Raw genomic sequence first — 17502 nt, 5'->3', positions numbered from 1 at the left:
TTAAGAATTGTTTTATAAAAAACAAATCATGCACAAATATGATTTTCTGTCAACTTAATTTAGATGCGTTTACCCTGTCTCTAAAAGAGCTTCTACTCTACTCCAAGCTATCTCGCTGGCTAATTTCAGGGTATCTGTCAATTTGTCAACTATGGGGGCTCTATTGCCCTCAAAATTAGTTAAATCTAGGCTTGGGAGAATTTGGCGTGGCGCTTGGTTCTCTCTTGTCGCCACTGTACTGTAATATTTTTTTGCCCAGCTAACTGCGAAGGAAGAAACGCTGACACATTTAGCTTTTGGGAGTTGGTCAATGTCCAGTTCGGTAATACATTGGGACGCCTGACTTGCGCCCTGTTGAAATTGGTCGGCTGCTGGTAAAGATTTTGAAGATATTTGTGAAATACCCGTCATGATAAACCTCGTTTTTTTATTAAGTCGCACCCGATCGATTCCCCTAATTTTTAACGTTGTTAACTACAATTTTCTGCATTTGTACGCTGACCGTCATCAGCCATTACGCTTAAAGCTATAAGCCATTTGGCTCGACTGCCTGCATCTTTTATAAGTTGCACGTTAATAACGTTATTTATTGTGTGATCGATCACCATCACCCTGTGATCGCGATACTAAGTGATTTTTTTGACCTATAAAGAGGGCTGCAAATAAATTTAATTTGTCTTAAAATCGGATAATTAAAGTCAAGTCTACCTCAAAAAAACTGCTGCTTGAAATACTTGATGTTGGTTTTGGAGCGCTTTGGTCGATCGCCCTAATCTATTAAACAAGCTAAGCTACAGCACGCTCTAAGGGTGACTTTGGTTAATTTATTTCTATAGCTGAATTAGAAATGTATTGTGAGCCTGACGATTGTTATGAAACCCTGACAATTTTAACAATCGGCTTTTCTAAATAAAAAATTAAATTTGAGATGAGAATCAGATTTATGTGCATTTAGTTAATGCCATTGCCAGGGCAGTTTTTTGTGATCCGTTGTTTAGGAATGAGAATTAAATAACTTAGAATGCGTGATGGTTCTTGTGGGATGGGCACTCTTAGCCCGCCCTTTCTGGACGGGCTAAGAGTGCCCAACCCACTTTCAAGAGTGTAAATTATTTAATTCGCGATCCTTAGCTTCCCCGTGAAGCGAAGCTATCCCGTAGGGAATCGCCCGCAATTGATCGTCGTCCATTCGATCGACCACCTACCCTTCAAAACCAGAATTAGCGAGTGACTCGCCCGGTAGCCCGCGCATTTTGCCAAATCCGGCGGGTTCGAGTCCTCTGTCGGAGGCCCAAGCCTGTCCCGACAACGAGAGGATTAGGTTGATGCGGGCCCCACGGGCGATCGATCCTCACAAACAGCACGGCCAGTACGTCTTTAAGGCTATGGCTTCGGGTAGGATTAGTAGGACGAGAGGAAGTGGATAAAATGAGCGCTAGCAGCAATTCAACAGAAATTAAGTTCGGAACCGATGGGTGGCGAGGACTGATTGCCCATGACTTTACTTTTGCCAACGTGCGAAAAGTCACCCGGGCGATCGCCAGTTACCTAGAAACCGCTTACACCAAAGACCGCCCAGTTCTAGTCTCCTACGATACCCGCTTTCTGGCAGACGAGTTCGCCCGCACTTCGGCGGAAGTATTGGCAGATTTGGGATGGACAGTGAAAGTGGTCGATCGAGATTGCCCCACACCAGTCATCGCCTACAGCGCCAAGCATCTCAACTCCGCAGGGGCCCTGATGTTCACGGCTTCGCACAATCCCGCACCTTACTGCGGCATCAAATACATCCCCGACTACGCGGGCCCGGCTACCCCGGAAATTACTGATACAATTGTGGCAAATATTGCTGGTGCTTCTGATGCCCCAGCTAAAGGCAGCCACAACGATAAAATCTCCAGTTTTGACCCGAAACCCGAATATCTGAAGTTTCTTTATACTTTGATCGATGTGGAGCGGATTCGCTCTGCTAAGTTGAAGGTGAAGTACGACGCTCTCTACTCGACTTCTCGCGGCTATCTCGACGGCGTTTTGGAACACTGCGGCTGCGATGTCGAAAGTTTTCATACCTACCGCGACGTGCTGTTTGGGGGCGGAATGCCCGAACCCAAGGGGGAACAGTTAGTCGAGTTGGTGGAAGCTGTTAAGAAGGATTCGGCGGATTTGGGTTTGGCTACCGATGGCGACAGCGATCGCTTTGGTATTGTTGACGAGTTGGGAAATGTCTTGACTCCAAACACCGTGCTGTTGCTGCTGGCGCGTCACTTGGTTAAGAATAAAGGCTTGACTGGGGCGATCGTCCGTACAGTCGCAACTACTCATTTACTGGACAATTTAGCCGCCAAGTACGGTTTAACAATCTACGAAACCGCAGTCGGTTTTAAATACATCGGCGAAAAAATGCGCGAAACTGCGGTGCTCATCGGTGGCGAAGAGTCTGGCGGTTTGAGCGTTTTGGGTCACATTCCCGAAAAAGACGGGATTTTGGCTGATATGCTAGTTGCTGAGGCGATCGCCTATGAAGGCAAACCGCTTTCTCAGCTAGTCGAAGAAGCCATTAAAGAAGCCAACGGCCCCCTGTACAACAAACGTTTGGACTTGCACCTAGAAGAAGCCCACAAAGCAGCCGTTTTGGACTCTTTTACCAAGAATCCCCCCACAGAAGTAGCAGGTATCCGCGTTAAGGAAATCGGCCGCAAAGACGGGATTAAACTTTATCTTGAAGACGGTGGCTGGGTACTGCTGCGGCCTTCGGGAACTGAACCCTTGATGCGCGTTTACATGGAAACCAATTCTGTGGAAAAAGAAAGCCAAGTTGCCCAACACATGGAAAAGGTAATTGCCCAGTTAGAACCTGTTTAACTTTCTACCTATTCCAACGGGGGTTTTTCCCCTAGTGCTTGGGATTGTGAGGTGCGCCGAAGCGCACCTTACCTATTTTTGATAACTCTGGCAAAGCCTCTGAACATTAATCATCGATACTGCTGGGCCAGTTACAGCACTTTCCAGGTAAGTGAAGTACAGAGAAACCGGGTTTCTTGAATAAAACCGGTTTCTGGCGAGAAATCCAGAAGAAACCCGGTTTCTGGGGTGTACTTTATAAACCTGGAATCCGCTGTATATATTTGCAATACACTGGGATTTGTTAAAGTTGGGGATTTGTAAATTTATCTATTTATTTTTAATTTTTAATTAATTTAAAAAATTCCTAAATTTTTTCCGAATCTACTTGACTTTTATCCAGATAAAATTGTATATTATTAAATAATGGGGTGTTTGCAAAAATAAAATTTTCACACATATTCCGATTATAAAACAATTATACAAGTTAAATTACTAGCCTGTCAACCGGTTTATGAAAACAATTCCTCTGCTCGCCATTAGTTTTTTAGTAGCAATTTTAGTCAGCGCGATCGGCATTATTTCAGTGCAAAATGCCGCCCCAGTATCCTTAAACTTTATCTTTTTTCAATCGATACAAATGCCCGTAGGAGTAGTATTGGCAATGAGCCTGAGTGCAGGACTGATCGGAGGTGCGCTACTGCAACCGCTGTGGAACCTTTCAGATTCCCAAAACTCGCGTCCTAAATTTCCGGCCACTCCAGAAGAATCTGACACCGTACAATATTAAATATATTTGATCCCTTACAGGGAATATACCTGACCGTCAATCAGCAACCGAGTAATTCCCTTAGCTCGCAAATAAGGCGCTGCTTTTTGCAGAATACTGCTGTCAGGAATCTTGAAAACCCTTTGATTGCGAGTAGCAAATCGGCGGGCCACTCGGTGATTGTCAAACACTGCCAGGGTTTTCTCGCGAATTTCCGCTGCCGGAATTTGACCCAGTTCGCCAAAAGCTTTTAGAGGCCTGGTGATTAACTCTGCCGCCCGATCGACCACCAAATAACAAATTTTGGGCAAAGATGCTTCGCTTAAAGGCAAAACTTGAATTAGTCCTGTACCCCGAAGCTCGTTAGCGAAGCCCTCGAAGAGGAGCGACTCCCCCGACGATAATGAACCCAGGAGACTGCCTTCAGACAGAGAGTCCTCATCCTCTACATCTTCGTCGAAGTCGTCATCTAAATCGTCTTCATCATCCTCATCATCCTCATCCTCGAAATCGCTAAAGTCTTCACCTGCCAGCAGCCCTTCTGCTGGCAGCATTGCCTTTAGTTCACCAGTCACAACAGCGCGGTGGCTTCGATCGGCAAAATTGGCTGCTGGGACATCTGGCACATCAGAAACATCCAATTCTGCAACTGGTTCAGGGACTGATTCAGAACGCTTTCTGATCGTCGGTCTCGAATTTGAGGCTGACTGCTGGAGGGGGGCTGACTCCGACAGGGGAACAGCTACAGGATCGATTTCGCCATCTGCCGATGACTCAGTAGTCGCCTCTGTCGGTTCAGAAACACTTGTGCGATGATCGGACAAACGCTTTTGTTTTTGCTGCACTAGAAATTCGTATTCCGGCTCCGACAAAGCCCCCTGAATGATGCGCCTCACAGTCGAACTGCTCACTCCGTAGCGCTTTGCCAGAGTGATAGTATTCTCGTTGGACTGTCGGTACAGCCTGATGAGTTCGCGTTTGTCTGAATCGGAGAGTTTTGTAGGCGTCATGCCAAGTTTTCCAGCAAAAAGACGTGAAAAGACGCAGGCGAGCAGTCAGCGAACTGTGATTTTTCCTTTTCGATTTCAAGCTCAGAGATGCTGACAATGGCAAAAAAGCTTTCGCGTCCCCATCGCTTGCCAAAGCAACCCCAATCTCAAATCGCTAGGCTGCGCGACGACTGCGCCTGCTCTGGCGAGAACGGGTTGAGATGTCATGTTCCAAGATAGCTCCAATTCCGAACAGGATGGCGCTGAAAACAAAAAAGACTTCCAGCAAACTTCCGCTTTGATAACTACCCTCAGCCTGAGTATCCCGCCATTTAAAGTACATATCTGCGATGTAAAGCGAAAAAGTTGCAGCCGCAATCATTCTCCAAGATTGAGAAAAACGTCCTCCCCAAAACGCCAGCAGCAATGCAGTAGCAATAATCAGCAGAAAAACGTCTCCAACGATGTAAAACAAATTGATTGCATAGGCGTAAGGCGACAGTTGCTTGTCAAGTGCTATTACCCATGCGGGAGTTTTACTTTGTTCTGCTGCTTCTTCTTCTTCTTCTTCTTCTTCGGGTGCGGATTTAGCAGCAGTCGCGGCTGTTCCTTTTACCATTGAGTTGGACGAATTTTCTAAACCAGCCCCTTTTGCTCCTGGCGCTGGCGCAGAGCCTGTCACTACTTCCTGGGTGGCTGCTGGAGACATTCCTAGCTGTAGCCTCCAAGACTCAGGTGCAGCAACCCAGATAGCTACAGCAATCCCGAAGGCTGCAATTCCCGCTAACAAAGCCCACTGCCAAATTTCTAGATTCAGCCGTTTGGAAGTCACAGCGATCACCATGCCCCCAATCAGTACCACATAGCTGCCCAGATAAAAGGCATCTGCGGGGGACACGTCCGGGTCGGCCTCGAAATACAGTTCCCAAATGCCAAATAGCACACCGCCGATAAAATAGAACAGCATCCCCAGACCAATGCCCAGCCAGACGTTGCGCCCGCTGACCATGTGCGGGCTTTGCCAGTTTCTAAAACAGACTAAAGCCGCTCCCAAGTATGCTCCGCATTCAAAAATATAAGTGCCGATCGAGTACCACAGAGGTAAACCCTCTTCTGCTGAGAGGGGGACGCTGAACAGCAAAAAGAACAGCAGCGCCATGACAGCCCAGACAATGCCCACAATCACTAGGGTCTGAGCTGACAGTAAAGATGAAGATGTAGATGACTTTTCTGAAGTGCTACTCATAGGGATTCCACGAGACCTAACTAGCGGTTGAACGCACCCCATCTCAATCTTTGATTGGAGATGAGGATTCTTTCGCCAAAAACCTTAAAAAACCTCGATCAGACGCTTCCGGGATAACTGGCGTCCTCAGTGTGTCGTCGGGGCTTTTGCCCTCGTACACTATAGAAAGACTAAGCAAGAATAATATCTATTTACTAATTCAATAAATTAGTTGTTAGTCGATCTTGTACCCGGAAATATAATGATAGACATACGGTAGATGTCTCCACCCTTAAGGTTTTTACAGTACCAAATCTATCTCTGAAATTATACCCTCAAAGGTTGAGGTATCTGTTTTTTTGCTTTCCCATTCCCCTACTCATATCAATGATTCTAGGTGGGGAATGCGATCGAAACTTAGTTAAATTGCCAGACCATAGGTGGCATCCAAACCGAATCAACAATTTGGTTGGTCAATACAAGTTGGCCATCCAACCTGTATATCGCGTACCCCCTACAGTGCAATTATCTAAGATCCATTATCTCGACCCAATTGTCTGAGCAATTGTCACAGATTTTCTATCCTGCGATCCACAACTTGTTGAGGGCTGATTGTTTCAGCCAATCTAGAAACTGAGTCCGATCCGGTGCTGGCATATCTTGCAGCACATCGCTCACTCCCTCCGCGAAGTCCGTATTGCCAAAATATGATTTGCCCAAGCGGTGGAGTTCTTGCAATAAGGTCTTGAGATGCTGCTCTTGCCAAGGAGGCACCTTGTGATTTTGCAAGGGACTAACGGTTAGCCAGTTTTTTATCGCATCAGGGGAGTCTGCCTGGGGGAAGTTTCCCTGCTGAAATACCTTGGCGATATCTTTCTGAAACGATGTGGCTTGCCTTGCGCCTAAGAGGTCTTCTACATCGAAGTAAACCGCTTGGAGGAGCAGCAGACAAGCCTGCGCGAACAGTGGTGCTTTGGCTGCTTCATTCCCTGCCGGTTCTTCACCGGCAAGCTGATCTAAACGGACTTTTCCCCAGACGCTATATCTATCCGGCTCTTCTAGCAGAACACAGGCTTTGCCTCGGTTGTCGGTTAAGTCCCGCCACAAGGCTCTGGCGTCTTCTGCTTGCTTGCCGTTGAAGGCGCTGATCAGGCGAAAAGTCTGCCCCTGATAATTGAGAATGGGAATTTGTTGATCCCGTTTTGGGTGTTGAAAATTGGTTATTTCAACATCCTGCCGTTTCAGAATAAACATGACACTGCGATTTGACTCCTGTCATGGCCGAGGTGCTGTGCTTTTGACACTCCCGATGCCTAAAGGCGAAGGGATTCTTGATTCAGCGAGTCCACTTAAATTAGCAGGATTGCTCCCGATCACCCAGAGATGGTGCTCTCCTCAAGCGTTCCGATACTTTTTTGCTAACAAATGCTAACAATTATCTAAGCTGAGATTGTCTCTCAGCCTTGGCGTATAAATCAATGCACGAAGGAAAATCCCCCGCGCACAATTTACGACTGCTGTACTGGCAACGCTTGATTTTCGCGCTCGTGCCGAGCAGGCGATTGACTGTTTTGCTTTGATGCCGTAGAGGAAGCTTATATAGAGGCTCCGTACCATCAGGGATTTTCACCTGAGTCTTTCAATCCTAGTTCTACCACATTTTTATCAAATATCAAGTCGAGCAGAATGTTAGCCAACATAACTCAATATCAGCAAATTAGTCATTCTGGCTCAACTCATACCTCAAATCAGGGGACGATCTCTGGTTTTTCGGTAATGTGGTCAGCGTTTTAGGCTTTGCCACTACGGGATGTTAACATAACCAATAGACATCTGGGAAAAAGCACCTGTGACTCTTTTGCTGTCTGAGTTCCGTCTTAATTTGGGGAGATATGCGATCGACCAAATATTGGGGTTTCAACTCGACCTCTAAATACTTTACCCGAGTTCACCAAAAAACGAGGGAGAAGCCCCGGGCTACCGACATGGGGAGGAAAGCGGCTGCGACGACCGTCGCCGTGGAATGATCGCAACTTGAGTCGCAATGATATGATAAGTGCAGCGATTAAGAATAACCATCTACGTGTTGAAACATTTTAGTTTCGGTGAGATTCCGGCACAGTAAGCCACTACTGCATTTGAGCAGTCAGCCTATTTAACTGACAAAAAATATCAAAATGTGGAGCGTACCTATCTGGCATAAGTGATGGACTCCGAAAGCCGAAAAAAGCCAAAAGTATACGCAAAGCTTGGATTCGTCCATGCTGAGTGGGTAGAGGCGCATTGATAACGCCTTTGAAAGTCCCTTTGTGGTCTTATTCAACAATCCCCCTGATTCCTCAGTGGGGAGTATCAAGTCCTACCTAGTTTTGATTGTAAATTTCCAATTGGGCTGTTTGCAGGTGAGTCCCTCCAGCTTTTGTCAGATACAGTCTTGAAGGCAAAGGCACTCTCATCATCTTGGTTTTTTTCCCTAACCATCGCGCTGCAAGCTATATTTTTCTAGATAAAAGCGGTTTCTGCGTAAGTCATCAAATAATTTACTTGCTCGATCGCACACTGCACCGATACAATAATCTTGTTAGCGATTTTTGAGTTGGGTGCGTAACTCAGTTGGATAGAGTAGCTGCCTTCTAAGCAGCGAGCCGCAGGTTCAAGTCCTGCCGTACCCGTTAGGTAATCCTTTTGCGTAGCAAGGGTTTCAGGTTGACTAAGCTACCGAGAGTCTGGTTTTCCGCTCATCTTTAGCTCAGTCCTACTCTTCTAAGTAGCTGAGTATGTCCAAAACTGCCTCCATATCTGCCAAGTTTGCGCCGGACTTTTTGCGTCTGGTCTTCAACTTGTTAAGCAGGTCGGCCGGCTCTGGAAATTCTGCGACGGTCGGAGCCGAGTTTTTATTTGCTTGCCGATCGCGCTGCACTTCCTTGAGTTCTTGCTCCAACATCTGCACCTTCAGTCCTAAATCGCCGTTGCGCTCGTGTAACTCATTCAGTTCCTTATCCCATTCTGCAAGCTGCTTGTTGGCCGCTTTCAATTCCTGCCTGAGTGATTCATCGTTGCCGTCACTCAGGCACTCAATTTTCCCAGCCGTTCCTCAATGGCGGCCATCCGCTCCATCACGGTGTCAAGGCGATCGGCTACAACCTTGTCTACAGTGTCTACAATTTCTGTAGACGCGACGCTATCATTACTTCGTGTAGACAAATCCGTAGACAGTGTAGACACTATAGGTGTAGACAAAGTAGACAGCGCTGTAGACGTGCCTGAGACTTCCTTGAGAATGCGTTGTGCAGTTTGACTAAGCGACTCACTGTCTAGCTTCTGAGCTTCTATCCAGTTCAGGAAGTGACCAGAAGCCCTAAACGATACGACTTGACTTTGACTCATTGTAGACACATGTATACAGTATTTGTCTACACTAACTGACAACTGTCTACACTGTCAACAATTTGTAGACAAAACTTGTAGACACGAAAATCCCCCAATTAAGGGGGATGGGATTCAGTCGTTAGTTGTCAGGCAGTGGCTAAATTTTTCCTTGGAGACGGATGAGTTCAGCAATTCGATCGCGGACTAACTCGTCTTCTCCCTCCAACCAGTCAGTGATAGTAGCAGCGCTGTATTTCCGTCCCGGAGTATTCCATCCGAACATTTGAGTAAGCAGGGCTTGTAAATGTTCAGAACGGTACTCTGGCCACCAGATTAGTGCAATGTCTCGCATTTTTTCTGCGTCCTCTGGGCTGATAACTTCAGGTACTGATGTCACTGCAGGCTCTGACTCCGGTTTTAATGGGGGCTGAGCTTGCGGAGATTGAGTGAGTATTTTGACCATTTTCTCGCGCTCGCTTTGTGGCTGATTTGAGAACCATTGCAAAAATTCTGTAAAAGGTGAAGATTCATCGCAAGGATAGCAAGGTTGTTTCTGTACAAGGGTTTCATCGCAAGTGCCATCGCAAGTCACTTGCCTTGCACCTTGCGATGAACCTTGCCATGAAACTGGCTCTATGCAAGAACCTTGCGATACTTGCGATGAATTTACAAGTTTCAAGCCAAAAATAAATTTGTGACCGTAACGCTCTTGAGTATCAACGCGCCGCTCAATCTTGGGGAATAATTCCCGCAAGCGCAAATACAAATCCTGAGACTTCTTCACTGGTGAGTCATAGGGCGATTCAGCTTCCCATGACTTTTTAGTTTTTTTACCAGAGTCGTCAATAGTCAACCACCCATTCTCCAGATACCAGTCCTCCAAGATTTTATAAAGGTCTCCAATGTAGACCTTGCCCTCTGGGTTAAATTCCAGTCCAACCTCGCGGGCAAACTGCCACAAGTGCCGACTTTCCTCTTGAGCTTCCCGCATCGCCTCACGGGTCGCCTTGTAGTCAATACCCTCAGCCAACAACAGCGGCATCCGCTCCAACATCTTGTTGAGCATCGCCGGCGCAATCCGCTCCAGAATAAAGTCTGGGTCATCCTTAAAACGCGGGTCAGCTTCTAACTCACCCTGAGACGCGACAGCGCCACGCTTGTAAGTTTTCCTAAAGCTCAAGATGCCGTAGCGGTCATCAATAGCAGCCGTCCCCCCAGTGATGGACGGTAGCTTATTGCAGTTAGCCAAAAAGATAGCTGTCGGCTTGTACTCATAGCTGTCCTTACCCTTGCGTTCAATATCGATCGGGTCGCCTGTGATGAACTGCTTAAGACTTTGGAGAGCGTCAAGACTCACATTTGAAGCATTCTCAGAAGCCCAATTACAGACACCGCCCTCAATGGTAGCCAGTGCAAATTTACGTCCACCGTCGTAAGCCTTGAAATCTGACAGCGACTTCCCGGTCATCCCCCGCCCAAAGACAGCGGCCAACACAGCTCGCAGCGTATCCTTGCCGTTAGACCCCTCGCCGTAGCACAACAAACCTTTGACTCCCTTGCCCGTCAACTTTGACCGTACCAGCTTCAAATTCAACGCAGCAGCAGCAGTCCGCAGGAATATCTCGCGCTGTGCTGGCTCAAGACACTCTAAAAGGCGATCGCAATCGGCGCTATCAACATCAGGGTCATACTTGCTCCCGACGTAGGTATAGACCTGGTTAGGGTCATGTGGCACAAGTGAGTGGGAGCCATCAGGATTAATCCTCACTACCCCGTTAGAGCAGTTCAAACCGTCAGGATTTATCTTGTTTGGGTCAACCGCATTCCGATTCACAACCCAGTTGAGAACCTCAGCGACGTTACTAGACTTGGCTCGGTTGTTAACCCAAACACCCTTTACCTTTTCCGCGTAGGTATTGAGCCAGTCACCGATACGGCGCTTTTCCTCGGACTCCGATCGCAATTCGTAGTGACTGCCGACATAGTGATAAAGCTGACCTCCAATAGATTTCCAGTGACCGCCTGAGTAAAGTGCAGCCTCTGCCTTCTGTACGAAGTTTTGCAGTGCAGTCGGCGCTGTGTCTGGGATGTAGTCGTTTATACTACTGTCATACTTCTGGCATACTACTTCTTCTCGCGTGCGCGGGTGAGGAGTTAAAGAAATATTAGGAGTTAATTCCGTTGCAGCGTTATTGACTGCTTCCTCTACCAGCCGGATGAATTCCTCGCTGTCTATGGCTTCCAAGATTTCTCGGATGTCTCCCGCATCTGGAATATCTGGGTAGATGACACGCGGGTCAACAACCACACAAGGGAACTGGATGTGACGGGCAACCAGCCAAACTTCTTGACCCTTCTTGATACCTGCGTCATCGTTATCGCGCAACACTGCAACACTGACGTTTTTGCCTGTCGCTTGCAGAGTTTCGAGCATTATCTGAATTTCGGGATGGCTCCAATTGGAACCTTGCATAGTTAGCCCTGCAATGCCGATACCCCTCGCACGGTCTACATTGTCTTCCCCTTCAAGTATCGGAACGAGAACGGGTTCACCGTCTGGTAGTGCTTCTAGTAGTTCGATAACTTCATCAATCCGATATGCTGGCCAGCGAGCATCACCCTTGCTCCAGACTTCCTTACCACTGGGGTCGATGTGAATTTGGCGGCAGGTTTTGTCACGTCCTTTTGGTTTGCTTACATCGGGCCAATCAAACCGCAAAACCTTTTGAGTGTCGCTGTAGGCGTAGGTAATCTGTGTGGCACTGTCGGGAACGCCTTTGGGAACGTATTTGGGTTGTTCGGTGCGAGGTGGCTTTCCGGGTGCAGGTAATCTCAGAAGTTTCGCGCCGATCGGAACTGGTACGGGTAGGTATTCCTTCTTTCTGGTTTTTGGCTTCTGTGCCTGTGGCGCGGGCTTGTCCTCTTTGCACTCTGCTAAAAATTCAGCCAGTGGCCGGATAGCTTCCCGAATATCAGCGGTTGAGCAAGCGCTTGTCCAGCACTGGTACTTGCCGTTCTTGGAGTTAATCCCTAAACTGTGGCCCTCGCAAACAGGGCAAATATAGTAATTTTTGGCTTTACCTGGTTCCAGTTTGTCGAGATGCTCGCGGATATCAAACTTTTTGGGGGTGCTTGAAGTTTGCTCGTTATCTGGAGTAGAATTGTCGTACATAAATTTTGCTCGCCCCTACGGCGAGTTGAATGTGGATGAATCCTCAAAACCGTTGCGAGTCAGGTACCAATTGATAGCAGCGGTTTTTTGGTGTCTAGAATTTGTTGAAAATTTAAAACAGGTGGTACCGCCCCGCTAGTTGACTAGGGGTGCGATTAAGTTGTCAGTGCGCGACACAGATATTAAGCCATTGCAAAATCTAGAGATGGGTGTCAAAGCTTTCAACAGTTGAGCCAAGAGCGTTAATTGCTTTCTTAAATCCCTGCAAACATTAAAGCTGACCCACTTGTTCGTCCGCCCTTTGTAAACCGCGCTCACCCGATACCCCCAGTGCTTAGCAACCCAGCAAAAAAAAGCTTTCCAATGGCGACGCCATTCGAGCCTGTTTTCCTTGAATTTGAGAAGCTGTCGGATATTCATTGGAACCCATTATAGATGTAGTCGGCTTGAGGTTCACTGGCTGACGGAGAAACTTGGCAAAATGTCACGAAACCTGATAGGTTTCGCAGTGGCAAAATACACCTAATAGGTTTGGGAAACATTACGGAGCATTTCGGTGAGATTCTGCGGTCGAGAGGCAGGCCATAAGCCAGCCCCCTCCCGGCTCACGTTACTCGTCACCCTTGACGAATGGGAGCAAGAATTCATACTCAGCCTTCGCGTCCCGGTAGGATTGACTACTGCCGGCTGACACTCCCCAAACTTCTTTAAGGATTTTATTCTTGCCGGTGATGCCCTTCGCGTGACATTGCAGAATCAGTTCGATTTGTTCGCGCTGTCTAGTGGATAAATTCACTACTGCGAGTTCGCCCGAATCGCCAGAAGTCTTATTCAGTAACAGTTCTAGTGATTCTCTTATCGAATCGAGTTCTGCCTCTTGTTCGTCGGTTCGTTCGTTTGTTGCCAGAATTTGTTCTGCTTCCTGTTGTCTTTGTTTCTGAGAAATGTATACGCTGGTGCTGATTTCATCCACCACATCGGCAGTGATTGCCCGCTCTTTAATTGCCTCAATCTCCCCTTGTTCGGACAGTTTGCGGGCGATATTACCCGCCGATACTGCACAAGCAATCGCAGCACACAAACTAACACCTTGCAGCGCTTTGTGAGTGTCTAGCTTTTTGTCTAGTGCTGCTAGTGGAGTCAGCCAAAGAACTACAGAGGACGCGCTTAAAACGAACAGTTTTAGCTGCATAGAAATACCCCCAAACCAATCAGCAGCATCGCTAAACCGCCGATTAAAACAGCCTGTAAGTCAGCCACTGAAACCTTGAGCAATTTACTCAGGGAGTAGTCAAGCAACCAACTTAGCCCCCAAGCAATCGCTATTGCTGTTAACAAGAATAAAACCGCTTTCATTGCCATTGGATGCAGACTCGCTATCCATCCCAGAAGGGAGAAAGCGACGCATCCGGCAACGAAGTAATTTGCCAGATACATCGCTTTCATTATTTCTTACCTCCTAGCACTGCATCCCACGGGCGAGGCTGGGGAGTCGCTACGGCGGGGGGACGGAAATCTTTCAGGGTGTAGGAATATCGGTCAACACCAAAAGGGGAATTTGAGATTTCCGCATAGTGGGAAAGCTCGAACGTGAATCCGTTAGCTCGTAAAGCTTCTACTAATTTTTTCACTTCTTTTTTGTTGCCAGCAATCCACATATATTCCATTAGCTTGCACCTCCGGTGAGCTTGGCTTTGATTGCATCAATCCGAGTGCGGGCATCGCTGTCAGCTTTATCAATCCCTAAACCCAGTCGGGCATAACCAGGGCGCAAGCTGTGCAAGTGCTTAGCCAGTCGAGTGTCTGAGCGTTTTTTACCCAGTTCATTATCAGCCACAACACCTTCATATTTGCGGTGATGGCGGTGAACTTTGGCATCGGCTTCTTCAACTTTTGCCAGCGCTTCATAGGCACGTTTAGACTGTTTTGCGCCGTCTGTTTTCTCCTTAGCTAAATCCTTCATTGCGTCCGCTTCTTCTTTGGTGAAGTAGCGCGGTGCTGGCACAACTGGAACACTACGGATGCTGGAAAAGTTACCAGGATTTAGCGGTGTGATGACACTTGCGTCGGTGCTTGCTAGAACTTTTGATTTGTCGATTGCGTGTCCGCCGTCGTTGCTGGCAGTGAGTTTTCCAGCATCAGAATTGCCGCCAAAAAGGCGTAGTTGTAAGCTCATAGTTTTGTCCCAATTTGAATGTTGATGCGAACAGGAGAGGGAAATAAATTCAGGGGATTGATTTGACGCCACATAGACATTGCCAGCACAAACACTCCCGTCGATGCGAGTATGAGTGCGATGAGTTGCCCAAGGTCAACCCAGTCTAAAAAGCTGGTGGAAGTCTGGCGAGTGAAACCGCACACGGGGAACGAACCGTCGTTAGTCCAATCTAGGGTGTCTACAGTGTCTAGCACTGTGTCTAGTGGTTTAGCCGAGGTATACAAACAGTCGGACTGCTTGCGACTGCTTGCGACAGTTTCACCTGTGTCAAGTGATCTAGCTAAGGTATACAAACAGTCGAACTGCTTGCGACTACTTGCGACTGTTTGTATAGCTTCGGGTACTGTGTCAAGCAGTTCAGACACTGTGTCTACACTGTCTACAGTCGCTGTGTCAAGCAGTTCAGGTACTGTGTCTACACTTTCTAGAACTGTGTCTAGTGGTATGTCTAGCACTGCGTCTACACTGTCTACATTCACTGTGTCAAGTGATTCACCGTCAACGAGGTACAGTTCTAGCAGCGCTTCCCATGTAGCAGTTTTGCTAAGCTTCCCGAACTGTCTGGCGTCTTCATTGGAGAAGCCACGGTCATAGGCGATCGCCCTTAATTGGTCAATGCGACGGTAGCTGACGGTAGGTTTAGTCATGGCAAAACCCCGTCAACTCAATCATTAAGAGTTGCGATCGTCCGCAAAGACAACCGTCTAAAAATGTCATAATTTATCGGCTCCAACCGTTGTACCTGAACGTTTGGGGAAGTCGTGGTTTGGCTAGCATTGCAAGTGCTCGTCAACCGCGCATCAATCTTCCTTAGTTACTCACGATTGCAGACTTCCACCTCCTTGTCAACACAGGAAGTGTAAAGTTTTGTTTCAAATTATTCGGCAAGCAACTCCATCACTTCGTCGGGCGTAATGCCGTAAATAGCAGCTAGCAGTTTGACATTTTTCACATCACTTCCTAACTGTTTAAGCACTCCAATTGCACTACCCAATGGAATAGCTTCTGTTGTGGACTGAGTTAGTAAATCAATCGTTGTCTGAGTATTGGCTCGTTTTTTATAAGTACCTTCATTCATCTGTGTTGAATGCCCCAAACTCTTAGCTCTTGTCTCCTGAGACATCCCCGCCATTTGACCGTTGAGATTCGCTAAGTGACGTAAAGCGTGGGTTTGGGTAAAGCCTTTGTCCCATCTTCTTAAGATAGTTTGTGCGCGGTCACTGTATAGCCCACTAATCGTCTTTGGATTGTTTGACGATGTTCTAACATCAGGCAAGTTGCCTGATTTGATTTCTAAACATTCCATCAAGTCAGGATGAGTAGGAGGGAGCATGGGTATACACAACCTGTAGCCCGTCTTAGTTGTAGTATCTAGTAACGTCTTATCGCCTACTACGGCAATCATTTGTTTGTTTATCGGTTCATTCAAGGCAGGAATAATAACACCATCTTTCGTCTTAAATGGCTTGTCAATATTCTGAATCGCAAAAACTTCATGAACTCGAAAGCCATACACCAACTGCATTGAGAATACCCACATCCACCGCCTACGTGATTCCAAATGGTATCGTTTGTTGTTGGGAACATCTAAAACCACTTCGCGAAGTTTTAAAAACTCATCAACCGATAAAGTTTGAAGGTCTTCACGAAATTCTGTTTGTCTACCGTCAATCTCTTTGAGCCTGCCCAATAAGTCGGCACTGTCAATAGTCTCAGCAAGCTTTTTCATGGCGCACAAGCAATTTTTAAAGCACTTGGTTCCTTGTTTTTTACCGTTAACTGCGGACAGAATATCTGTTAGGTTTACGACCCTATCTTGTGGCAACAGCTTATAGTAGTCACCGTAAACGGCACTCCAAGTACGTTGCTGACTAATACTACTCCTGTCACGTTGTTGACGGCGTTTAGTGCGTCCATCCCAGTATTCTTTCTCTACTTTTGTTATCGCCTGACCAAACGTTATCAAATCATTTTTGATGACGTTTTTATCCAAAATAACATCATCATACCAGGCTAAAAAGCGACTCTCGCTAGAGAAGGACTGTAAACCGCTAGCAACTAGATGAGCTTTCCTCAGAGCATCAGTGATACCTTGCATGGTCAAGTAGCACCCACAAGTCTTGTTGACCCGCTTGTCACCTAACTTGAATTGCAACGTTATGTAACCACCACTCGCTTTCCTGTCTCTTTTTAGCCCTACGCCCTTGGGGCATTCTTTCTGTGCTTGTTGGAAGTAGTCTAGAATCCGCTCGTAGCCAATAAGGTAGTCTGCGGTGGTACTTGCAGTGACAGGATTAGATTTTTCGCTCATCTCTCGCTCCCTACTCTGATAGTGCTGAGTTCGACTGATGTACTCAGCCTACAGCAAGTCGCTCAGTGTTCGCTCAAATCAAAAACAGGACTTTCAGAGTGGGTGCAAAAAATGGCTAGAACGACGGAAATTCGTAATTCAAGAGCGAGGCTTTGATTCAAGTCCTGCCGTACCCGTAGATAAAACCTAATAGCATCAATGCTTTGAGCCGTTCTTTCCCGAAAAGGAGAGAGCGGCTCAAACCTTATTTGTTTCGCATTTTTTTCGCATTTTGTTTCGCACAACAAATGCGAAACACTGCCTATCTGGGTCAGGTGGTATCCCGGCATCCTTTCAGCAGACACGGGTCAACTCTCCGAACCCAATATTTCCAAGAACGTCTCCACGTCTGCCAAGTCCGCTCTGGATTTTTTACGCCGCGCTTTCAATTGGTTGAGCAAGTCAGTCGGCTCTGGGAATTCTGCGACGGTCGGAGCTGAGTTTTTATTTTCGGCGTCTGGCATCCGAAACAAATCCTTAAAAAAGCCCCACCTGCCACACTGGGCGAATCTTCATGCTTCTGACCGATCGACACTGCTACCCTTCTGGGTATAGGTTTGCTATAGCCG

The 17502-nt window shown here is 47.1% G+C and carries 16 protein-coding genes and 1 tRNA gene; 3 read left to right on the top strand and 14 right to left on the bottom strand.

What is annotated here, in order from left to right; genetic code table 11:
* Nucleotides 1–69: 69 nt before the first annotated feature.
* On the bottom strand, nt 70–411 hold the full coding sequence (locus tag QT973_RS09435) for a hypothetical protein (RefSeq protein WP_333391210.1): 342 nt from the start codon (nt 409–411) through the stop codon (nt 70–72).
* 1017 nt (nt 412–1428) lie between these two features.
* Here QT973_RS09435 and QT973_RS09430 point away from each other — a divergent pair.
* Nucleotides 1429–2862, top strand: coding sequence for a phosphoglucomutase/phosphomannomutase family protein (locus QT973_RS09430; protein WP_333264204.1), 1434 nt, complete (start codon nt 1429–1431; stop codon nt 2860–2862).
* Nucleotides 2863–3355: 493 nt separating this feature from the next.
* Entirely contained in the window at nt 3356–3631 is a 276-nt protein-coding gene (locus tag QT973_RS09425; RefSeq protein ID WP_333055858.1) for a LapA family protein, read from the top strand.
* Nucleotides 3632–3645: 14 nt separating this feature from the next.
* Here the strand turns inward: QT973_RS09425 and QT973_RS09420 are convergent, their stop codons facing one another.
* From QT973_RS09420 to QT973_RS09410, 3 genes are all read right to left on the bottom strand, one after another.
* Complete coding sequence (locus QT973_RS09420) at nt 3646–4620, bottom strand: hypothetical protein (protein WP_333233020.1); 975 nt, start codon at nt 4618–4620, stop codon at nt 3646–3648.
* Between the two features lie 154 nt (nt 4621–4774).
* On the bottom strand, nt 4775–5845 hold the full coding sequence (locus tag QT973_RS09415; RefSeq protein WP_333055856.1) for a hypothetical protein: 1071 nt from the start codon (nt 5843–5845) through the stop codon (nt 4775–4777).
* Between the two features lie 558 nt (nt 5846–6403).
* Nucleotides 6404–7078 (bottom strand): Npun_F0813 family protein, encoded by a 675-nt coding sequence (locus QT973_RS09410; RefSeq protein WP_333055855.1) that lies wholly within the window; start codon nt 7076–7078, stop codon nt 6404–6406.
* 1344 nt (nt 7079–8422) lie between these two features.
* On the opposite strand from QT973_RS09410, the gene QT973_RS09405 reads away from it, so the two are divergent.
* Nucleotides 8423–8496, top strand: a tRNA-Arg gene (locus QT973_RS09405).
* Nucleotides 8497–8579: 83 nt separating this feature from the next.
* Here the strand turns inward: QT973_RS09405 and QT973_RS09400 are convergent.
* The 10 genes from QT973_RS09400 to QT973_RS09355 form a co-directional block, all read right to left on the bottom strand.
* Nucleotides 8580–8858 (bottom strand): flagellar alpha dynein, encoded by a 279-nt coding sequence (locus QT973_RS09400; protein ID WP_333055854.1) that lies wholly within the window; start codon nt 8856–8858, stop codon nt 8580–8582.
* A gap of 32 nt (nt 8859–8890) precedes the next feature.
* Nucleotides 8891–9211: a hypothetical protein gene (locus QT973_RS09395; protein WP_333055853.1), complete on the bottom strand. Its 321-nt coding sequence runs from the start codon at nt 9209–9211 to the stop codon at nt 8891–8893.
* A 139-nt stretch (nt 9212–9350) separates the two neighbouring features.
* Nucleotides 9351–12365, bottom strand: coding sequence for a DUF5906 domain-containing protein (locus QT973_RS09390; RefSeq protein ID WP_333055852.1), 3015 nt, complete (start codon nt 12363–12365; stop codon nt 9351–9353).
* Nucleotides 12366–12975: 610 nt separating this feature from the next.
* Nucleotides 12976–13557, bottom strand: a complete 582-nt coding sequence (locus tag QT973_RS09385; protein WP_333055851.1) for a hypothetical protein — start codon at nt 13555–13557, stop codon at nt 12976–12978.
* On the bottom strand, nt 13548–13811 hold the full coding sequence (locus tag QT973_RS09380) for a hypothetical protein (RefSeq protein ID WP_333055849.1): 264 nt from the start codon (nt 13809–13811) through the stop codon (nt 13548–13550). The genes QT973_RS09385 and QT973_RS09380 overlap by 10 nt, the downstream gene beginning before the upstream one ends.
* Nucleotides 13811–14032, bottom strand: a complete 222-nt coding sequence (locus tag QT973_RS09375) for a hypothetical protein (protein WP_333055848.1) — start codon at nt 14030–14032, stop codon at nt 13811–13813. The genes QT973_RS09380 and QT973_RS09375 overlap by 1 nt, the downstream gene beginning before the upstream one ends.
* Nucleotides 14032–14541, bottom strand: a complete 510-nt coding sequence (locus QT973_RS09370) for a hypothetical protein (protein WP_333055847.1) — start codon at nt 14539–14541, stop codon at nt 14032–14034. Before QT973_RS09370 ends, QT973_RS09375 begins: the two co-directional genes overlap by 1 nt.
* Nucleotides 14538–15230 (bottom strand): hypothetical protein, encoded by a 693-nt coding sequence (locus QT973_RS09365; protein WP_333272040.1) that lies wholly within the window; start codon nt 15228–15230, stop codon nt 14538–14540. Before QT973_RS09365 ends, QT973_RS09370 begins: the two co-directional genes overlap by 4 nt.
* Before the next feature lie 230 nt (nt 15231–15460).
* Nucleotides 15461–16894 (bottom strand): hypothetical protein, encoded by a 1434-nt coding sequence (locus QT973_RS09360; RefSeq protein WP_333210808.1) that lies wholly within the window; start codon nt 16892–16894, stop codon nt 15461–15463.
* Nucleotides 16895–17241: 347 nt separating this feature from the next.
* On the bottom strand, nt 17242–17397 hold the full coding sequence (locus QT973_RS09355; RefSeq protein ID WP_333055840.1) for a hypothetical protein: 156 nt from the start codon (nt 17395–17397) through the stop codon (nt 17242–17244).
* Between the last annotated feature and the right edge of the window lie 105 nt (nt 17398–17502).

The sequence above is a fragment of the Microcoleus sp. Z1_A1 genome, from assembly GCF_036700305.1.
Lineage (GTDB): Bacteria > Cyanobacteriota > Cyanobacteriia > Cyanobacteriales > Microcoleaceae > Microcoleus.
Note: the sequence above shows the minus strand (reverse complement) of the source record. Positions and strands in the feature narration are given on the sequence as shown.